The sequence below is a fragment of the Dolichospermum sp. LEGE 00246 genome, from assembly GCF_015207865.1.
Lineage (GTDB): Bacteria > Cyanobacteriota > Cyanobacteriia > Cyanobacteriales > Nostocaceae > Dolichospermum > Dolichospermum heterosporum.
In genome coordinates, this window is record NZ_JADEWA010000315.1 from 1 (window position 1) to 6,390 (window position 6,390).

5 protein-coding genes are annotated in these 6,390 nt (G+C 35.7%); 1 reads left to right on the forward strand and 4 read right to left on the reverse strand.

Annotated features, from left to right (window positions below):
• On the forward strand, positions 1–3,384 hold a 3,384-nt coding region (locus tag IQ228_RS18335; RefSeq protein ID WP_193963852.1), incomplete at its 5' end, for an ATP-binding protein.
• A gap of 47 nt (positions 3,385–3,431) precedes the next feature.
• On the opposite strand, the gene IQ228_RS18340 is transcribed toward IQ228_RS18335, so the two are convergent.
• The 4 genes from IQ228_RS18340 to IQ228_RS18355 all read right to left on the reverse strand — a co-directional run bounded on the left by IQ228_RS18340 (position 3,432) and on the right by IQ228_RS18355 (position 6,035).
• Positions 3,432–4,478, reverse strand: coding sequence for a DUF1611 domain-containing protein (locus IQ228_RS18340; protein ID WP_027400855.1), 1,047 nt, complete (start codon positions 4,476–4,478; stop codon positions 3,432–3,434).
• A complete protein-coding gene (locus IQ228_RS18345; RefSeq protein ID WP_193963853.1) occupies positions 4,462–5,514 on the reverse strand; it encodes a dipeptide epimerase in 1,053 nt (350 codons plus the stop codon). Before IQ228_RS18345 ends, IQ228_RS18340 begins: the two co-directional genes overlap by 17 nt.
• A 66-nt stretch (positions 5,515–5,580) precedes the next feature.
• Entirely contained in the window at positions 5,581–5,820 is a 240-nt protein-coding gene (locus tag IQ228_RS27465; RefSeq protein ID WP_193963854.1) for a type II toxin-antitoxin system HicA family toxin, read from the reverse strand.
• The gene (locus IQ228_RS18355) at positions 5,817–6,035 is read right to left on the reverse strand and encodes a type II toxin-antitoxin system HicB family antitoxin (RefSeq protein ID WP_027400858.1); all 219 of its coding nucleotides are present in this window, start codon (positions 6,033–6,035) and stop codon (positions 5,817–5,819) included. The genes IQ228_RS27465 and IQ228_RS18355 overlap by 4 nt, the downstream gene beginning before the upstream one ends.
• Between the last annotated feature and the right edge of the window lie 355 nt (positions 6,036–6,390).

Below are 6,390 nucleotides of genomic sequence, written 5' to 3' on the forward strand. Positions count from 1 at the left end.
GAATCAGTATTTGATGTTTTTAACTTAAATTTACCGGTTAATAACACTGAATTAATTTTTGCTAAATATAAATTTTTTCATGACCGAGTTCAGCAAGCAGCTTATGTCCTAATTTCTGATGTTGATAAATCAGCAATGCACTTAAAAATTGGTCAGTTACTATTAAAAAATACCAATGCTGCGGAACTGGAAGAGAAGATATTTGAGATAGTTAACCAGTTAAATATTGGGGTCGAATTAATTACTAATCAGTCAGAAAGATATGAATTAGCTAAATTAAATTTAATTGCTGGTTGTAAAGCAAAATCTTCTACCGCTTATGAATCTGCTATTAGATATTTAAAGGTAGGCTTGGAACTTTTAGCAGTAAATAGTTGGGAAGATGAGTATGAATTAACTTTAAATATTTACACAGAAATCGCAGAAGCAGAATATTTAAATGTTGATTTTGAGCAAGCAGAAATATATATAGAAGTAGTTAAACAAAATGCTACCAGTCTTATAGATCAAGTAAAAGTGTATGAAGCACAAATACAAATCTATATGTCTCAATTGCAACTACAAAGAGCAATAGAGACAGGGTTGAATTTAGTCAACTTGCTGGGAGTAAATTTAGAAAAAACACCTCCACAAAACTTAAATGTTGATGATTTAATCAATTTACCAGAGATGATAGCTACTGATAAACTCGCGGTGATGCGGATTTTAACTAATCTGACTGCTGCTAGTTATTTTGTTGATCCAGAATTATTCCCAGTTATTATCTTTACCATGATCAATCTATCAGTAAAATATGGTAATTCCCCATTTTCTGCTCCTGGATATGTGAATTATGGGGTGATACTCTGCGGTTTTTTTGCAGATATTGAAACTGGATATCGTTATGGTGAATTAGCTTTAAATATATTAGATAAATTTGATGGTAGAACAGTTAAATGTCGAGTTATGCTAATGTGGGCTTGCAATGTCCTATTTTGGAAAAAACATCTCAAAACAGTAGTAAGTAGCTTACAAGAAGCCTTACAAAGCGGAATAGAAACTGGAGATTTAGAATATTCTGGTTACTGCTCGTCAATGTATAACATGAATATGATTTTCAGTGGTGAAAACTTATCCTATGTATTTGAGCAGTTAAAAAGTCATATACTTTTAATGTATAGTTTGAAGCAAGAAGGTACTGTTTTACTACATAAGCTATGGTATCAGCTAGTTTTTAATCTTGCAGAAATTAATGAAACCAAACAAACATTTGATGGTGAGTTATTTGATGAATCTCAAATATTACCAATTTTGATCTCATCTAAATCCTCAACTACACTATTTTCATTATATTTAGCAAAAACCATATTTTATTACTTCTCTGGTTTAACCAGTATTGCTGTTGAAAATGGGATTCAAGGTGAAGCTTATTTAGAATGTGTGGTGGGACAAGTTACTACGAGTCAATATAATTTTTATTATTCTTTATCTCTTTTAGCTGAATATGATCAGCAGTCTGTGAGTGGACAAAAACAATATTTAGAAAAGGTTTTATCCAATCAAGAGAAAATGAAAAATTGGGCTGTTCATGCACCCATAAATTTTCAACATAAATATGAATTAATAGAAGCAGAAAAAGCGAGAGTGTTAGGAAATAATTGGCAAGCAATAGAGCTTTATGACCAAGCAATTATTGGAGCTAAAAAACACAAATATCTTCATGAAGAAGCACTAGCTAATGAACTAGCAGCTAAATTTTACCTGAGCTTTAATAAAGAGAAAATTGCTAAAACTTATTTAATAGATGCTTATTATTGTTATGCTAATTGGGGAGCTAGGGCTAAAATTGAGAGTTTAGAAACAACCTATCCTCATTTGCTTGAACCTATTATTAATCAAACTAAAACTAAATTAACAGCCGGTGAAGTAAGTACACTTATTAGTAAACCTAGTTTGACGGGTGTTTCTGCATTATTAGATTTAGAAACTGTGACTAAAGCATCCTTAGCCATTGCTTCAGAAATTCAGATAGATAAGTTATTATATACTCTCATGCAGGTAATATCAGAGAATGTTGCCGCCAATAAATCTGCATTAATTTTGCAAAAAGAGGGAAATTTAATATTAGTAGCTCAATGTATGAATGAACATGAATATAAATTTTCTACTACACCAATTAACGATAGCCAAGATTTACCATTAAGTATTATTAATTATGTAGCAAATATGCAAGAATATTTATTAATTAGTGATGCTACAAATGATCAGAATTTTGCCAATGATTCATACATTATTCAGCATCAATCTAAATCCATATTATGCAATCCTATTTTGAATAAAGGGCAATTAATTGGTATTATTTATTTAGAAAATAATCTAACTGTGGGTGCTTTCACTATTGACAGATTAAGAATATTAAATCTCCTATCTTCTCAAGCTGCTATTTCCCTAGAAAATGCCCAACTCTATAGTAATTTAGAAGAAAAAGTCACCCAAAGAACTCAGGAACTCAATGAAAAAAATCTGCACTTAGAACAAACATTGAATGAATTAAAAGCCACACAATCACAATTAATTCAAACGGAGAAAATGTCCAGTTTAGGACAAATGGTTGCGGGTATTGCCCATGAAATTAATAACCCCGTCAATTTTATCTATGCGAATATTGAACACGCTAGTAATTATACTGAATCTATTATCAATTTACTGAATATATATCAACAAGAATATCCTAGTCACTCAGCTACTATTGAAAAATATAAACAAGACAATGATTTTGATTTTGTTATTCAAGATTTACCTAGAATTCTTGATTCAATGACGGTAGGTTCAGAACGGATTCGGAAGATTATTTTAAGTTTACGTAATTTTTCCCGTCTTGACGAGTCCGCAATGAAACCTGTAGATATCCATGAGGGAATTGATAGTACATTAATGATTTTAGAAACTCGATTCCAAGAAAAGTTAGGCTATTCTAGGAATGTAGTCATTAAAAATTATAGTAATCTTCCCTTAGTCCAATGTTATGCTTCTCAACTAAATCAGGTATTTATGAATATCATTAGTAATGCCATTGATGTTCTCAAACAGCGTGAAAAAAGTTTATCTACCGCAGAACTCAAGAATAATCCTAGCCAGATCATTATTCGCACTCAAATCATTAATAATAATTGGGTACAAATTGCCATTAAAGATAATGGTATGGGGATAAAACCCGAAATTAAACAACGCATATTTGATCCTTTTTTCACCACCAAACCTGTAGGAGAAGGTACAGGTTTAGGACTATCAATCAGTTATCAAATTATCGTAGATAAACACAGTGGTAAATTAGATTGTATCTCTGCACCCGAAAAAGGAACAGAATTTATCATTGAAATTCCCATAAAACTCCACCAACCATAAAACGCCTACTCTCCGCGCCTCTGCGCCTCTGCGTGCAAAAAAAATATTCAACTCTGCATAACAGCATCCAATAATAACCCAGCCCCAAACCGAACAGGATCTGTACAAGGTAACTTAGTTTCTGCTATAATTTGGGCGATCGCATTTTTCGCCTCCACTTCCCCCAAATTCCGAGTATTCAAAGCAATTCCCACCACAGGAACAGGACGAAAAGCCCCCGCACCACTAGCAACAATTTCATACATCCGAATCACCTCAGATAACGCTGGAATTGGTATATGAGGATTATTCCGGTTATGGGTTTGTCCTGCTTGATGCACCAATATTAAATGTGTAGGCTGAGAACCCCGAATTAACGGTAAAGTAGCCGTTGAGCCAGGGTGTAAAAGAGAACCTTGCCCCTCAATTTGCAAAATGTCGTAATGTTGACCAAAACGCATCACCAACTGTTCCACCGCACCCGCAGCAAAATCCACCCGCACAGCGTCTAAAGCCACCCCTTCCCCTTCCAACATTAACCCAGTTTGACCAGTAGCCAAAAACTTAGAACGGATACCCCGCAACTTAGCCACCCGGTGTAATTCCAAACTGGTAGACATTTTACCAATAGCCATATCCGTTCCCACCGTCAACACCCGCCGACAGGGCAGAGTTTGCGCCATTGCCGATGCTACATCTAAATTAGCTGGTTCTTTGCGGACATCCCAAATTAATTGTCCTGGTTTCAGGAGGGCATTTAACTCCGGTATATTTGCCATTGGTGTATGTAACCCATTTACCAAAGACATTCCCGCCTTGAGGGCATCTTTGATATCCAGCCAATAATCATCAGGAACAGCACCACCTTTAGGTGCAATCCCAATTACTAGAACTTCCGGTTTATACTGTAAAGCTGCTGTCACAGATGCCACAATTGGCGCATCTCGCTGAATACCTGTTAACTCGACTAAAGACTTACCTACAGATTCTCTATCAATCACCGCCACAATGGGGGACTCGCTGTAGCGTAAAATTGACAACCCTGTTTTTCCTTGAACTCCAGTAATTCCCTCATGAAGAAGAATTGCTATTTTTTGATTAAGCGACAGACGCACAATGTTTCACTCCCAAACCAGGTAAATTATTCGGCAAAACTCGCCCATTTTCTACCACTGCACCAGTAAAAGGATCATCAATTAGATTTAAGTGACTATCTAAATCCAAATAATCAGCCAGTGGTGCAAGTTGTAACGCGGCGGTATTAGCTAGACAACTATCAGAATAACAGCCAAACATGATTTGTAAATTATGGGCTTTGGCTGTATGCACCATCCGCATGGCTTCAGTGATTCCCCCAGATTTCATTAATTTGATATTAATGCCATCAACATGATTAGCTAATTGGGGAATATCCGCACTGGTAAAGCAACTTTCATCTACAAAAATTGGTAAGGGGGAATGTTTTTTCAATTCGGCTAAATTTGCTTCTTCACCCCTTGCTAATGGCTGTTCTACATACTTTATTCCCAAATCAGCCAACCAATTACACATATTTACAGCATCGGTTAAATTCCAACCTCCGTTAGCATCAACAAATATATCTTTTCCGTCCGCTTCTTCCCGTACCGCTAAGAGCATTTTTTGATCTGCTTCTATTCCCTCGGTTGAACCTAATTTGACTTTTAACAACTGCACATCCATAAATTGTAACCAGTCTCCCGTCCTTGCCCTTGCACCTGCTGGGGAATTAATGCCAATTGTTACCGATGTTGGGGCGATCGCATTTTTATCCAGTCCCCACAGTTGCCACAATGGCAAATTCACACGCTTACCCAACCAATCATGTAATGCCATATCCACAGCCGCTTTGACTGCGGACGGAATTTGCATTTGTTCTAATAGTGCCTCAATTTCCTGCCGTTGCCAAGGGCTATATTTTTGTAAAGTAGGTATGATTTGCTGCAAAGTTTCCTGGGTTTTCTCCGTAGATTGCCTATGGTTGCCTACACCAAAAGGAGATGCTTCTCCCCAACCTGTAATTCCTTCTGCGGTAATTTGTAACCAGATATTTGTTGTTTGTGCTGTTGTCCCCCGACTAATTGTGAGGGGAAATCGTTTGTTGACGGTAAAGGTTTGAAAGTTGATTTGCATAAATATATTAATTAGGGAATAGTTACAAGAAATAGAAATTATAAAATGAGTGGGAAAATGTTCAGGTTATGGCTTTGTTGCTATTTCACAATAGTTCAATAAATTCATCACACTCAAACCCGCTTGTCGAATAATCCCACGCAAAGTACCTCTATCTAGTTCTTTATGATCTGGTACAGATATTGTGGTTCTAGGTTCTTCACGAACCATTATAATGTGACTTCCTCTTTGCCTATCCACAACAAAGCCGATTTTTTCTAGTGCTTTTACACACTCTAAACCTGAGATTATAGGTAATTTACTCACACCAGCACAACCTCAACTGTATCTTCTGGAACAGGTTCATTTCTGTCTTGCAAAACTTCAATGTAGAGAGATATTGCCTCTTCTATATTAGCTAAAGCTTCCTCACGAGTTTTACCCTGACTAATACAACCGGGTAAACTGGGTACTTCGACAACAAAATACCCATCTTCACCATGAGATAACAGCACTTTCCGTTGAGATTTTATTGTTACCATAGTTCAATCAAGTTCTCCATGAAATAACAAACCTAGTTACAAATATTTTATTCTGGTAAATCATTTATATCATATAACTTCATTTGCCAGTTTGCTTGGTGTATTTTACATTGAGTTGGATGTTTGAAATACTATGTTGATTATGCAAATTACAAACCGTGATGTAAAATGTTTACGATATAAAGAAACTTCCAACAATATACATTATGATGCAATTTACAGTATTCTACTCTTGGCAATCTGATTTAGATTCATCACTATAAGTTAAGTCCTAAACCAGAAAATTTTTCTATGTCTCCTGGGGATAAATTTAAAAGTGGTTGGATGGTATATAGATAAGTTTGGATATCGTAAT